The organism is Nocardia sp. NPDC060220, assembly GCF_042727815.1.
GTDB lineage: Bacteria > Actinomycetota > Actinomycetes > Mycobacteriales > Mycobacteriaceae > Nocardia.
Genome location: NZ_JBHWZY010001264.1, coordinates 1 through 1,419, shown reverse-complemented (window position 1 = coordinate 1,419; position 1,419 = coordinate 1). Strand labels below are relative to the sequence as shown.

Below are 1,419 nucleotides of genomic sequence, written 5' to 3'. Positions count from 1 at the left end.
CAGCCGGGATGCGCGCGCAATCCCGCGCCCGAATTGATGAGCACCACGTGCCCGTTCGCAGCGCGCAGTGCGGGCAGCAACACCCTTGTCAGCTCGGCAACCGCGATCAGGTTGACCTCGAGGGTTTCGCGCCATTGCTCGACCGAGGACTCGGCGACCGTTCCGAGGTCGGCGATACCCGCGTTGTGCACGAGGACATCGAGTCGCGAGATCGGCTCGGCGGCCGCGGCGACCGCCGCGTAGTCGGTGAGCGCGACCGGCCAGCCCGTCGCCTCGGGCAGCTCGGTGAGAATCGGCTTCAGCGCGTCGGCGGATCTGGCACCGAGCAGCAGGTCGTGGGTGGGCGCGAGTTCGCGGGCGATCGCGGCACCGAGTCCACGGCTCGCGCCGGTGATGAGAGCGGTCTGGGCGGGAGTACTGGTCACCGTCATAACTCCCACGCTAGCGGGCACGCAGATCTCGACACCCTGGCCGTTTCCGCGCGCGGATGACAGCACCGACTAGTACCGTCGGACTATGACCGATCCCCGGTACAACTACGGACCAGCGGACCCGCAGTACCCCCAGCACCAGGGCCAGCCCCAATACGGCCAGGGCCAGCCCCAGTATCCGCAGGGCGAGCCGGAGCCCAAGGTCAATGTGGGCAAGCTGTGGGCAGGCGGTATCGGCACGGCCGTCGTGGCCGCGTTGCTGGTGGTCGTCGCGATCATGCTGATCCGCGGTGTGCTCGGCATCGCGATCCTCTCGCCCGAGGGCGCGGGTGCGTACGGCACCGTCTCCACCACCTCCTACGCCATCGCCGCCGCGGGCGCCGCGCTGCTGGCGACAGCACTGTTGATGGTGCTCTTGCTGGCGATGCCGAGCCCGCTCACCTTCTTCACCTGGATCTGCCTGCTCCTGACGGCCGTCGCGGTGATTCTGCCGTTCACGCTGGTCGCCGACCTGGACGCCAAGATCGCGACCGCGGCGATCAACCTGCTGGTCGGGCTGTGCATCACCACCATGCTCAGCTCGGTCGGGTCGGCGGCGCAGAACGGGTCGCGTCAAGCCGGGTACTGATCGTCACAGTGCCGTCGAGATGCCACCGGGCCTGCTCCACCGCAGAATAGATAGATGACCGACCCAGGTTTCACCTCGACGCAGCTCGCGGCCCGCGCCGCCTACCTCCTGCGGGGCAACGACCTGGGCACGATGACCAGCGCCGCGCCCCGCCTCTACCCGCACATGTGGAGCTGGGACGCGGCGTTCGTGGCGGTGGGGCTGGCGCCGCTGAGCGTGGAGCGGGCGGTGGTCGAGCTCGACACGCTGCTGTCGGCGCAGTGGAAGAACGGGATGATCCCGCACATCGTGTTCGCCAACGGTGTCGACGGATACTTTCCCGGGCCCGCGCGGTGGGAATGTCGCAAGCTGGCCAGCAAC

At 68.7% G+C, this 1,419-nt stretch carries 2 protein-coding genes and 1 pseudogene; 2 read left to right on the top strand and 1 reads right to left on the bottom strand.

What is annotated here, in order from left to right; translation table 11 throughout:
* A partial coding sequence (locus ACFWF3_RS35900; protein WP_379318615.1) for an SDR family NAD(P)-dependent oxidoreductase occupies positions 1-431 on the bottom strand: 431 nt, incomplete at its 3' end.
* Between the two features lie 85 nt (positions 432-516).
* Here ACFWF3_RS35900 and ACFWF3_RS35895 point away from each other — a divergent pair.
* Both ACFWF3_RS35895 and ACFWF3_RS35890 read left to right on the top strand, forming a co-directional pair.
* Positions 517-1,059 carry a DUF6069 family protein gene (locus tag ACFWF3_RS35895; protein ID WP_379318613.1) on the top strand — a complete coding sequence of 181 codons (543 nt, stop codon included), beginning with the start codon at positions 517-519 and terminating at the stop codon, positions 1,057-1,059.
* 54 nt (positions 1,060-1,113) lie between these two features.
* Positions 1,114-1,419: pseudogene (locus ACFWF3_RS35890) on the top strand (glycogen debranching protein); the annotation flags it as partial.

Bases quoted from the DNA above. Each gene is read 5' to 3' on its own strand.
- ACFWF3_RS35895 (WP_379318613.1), top strand. From the start codon at position 517: ATGACCGATCCCCGGTACAACTACGGACCAGCGGACCCGCAGTACCCC.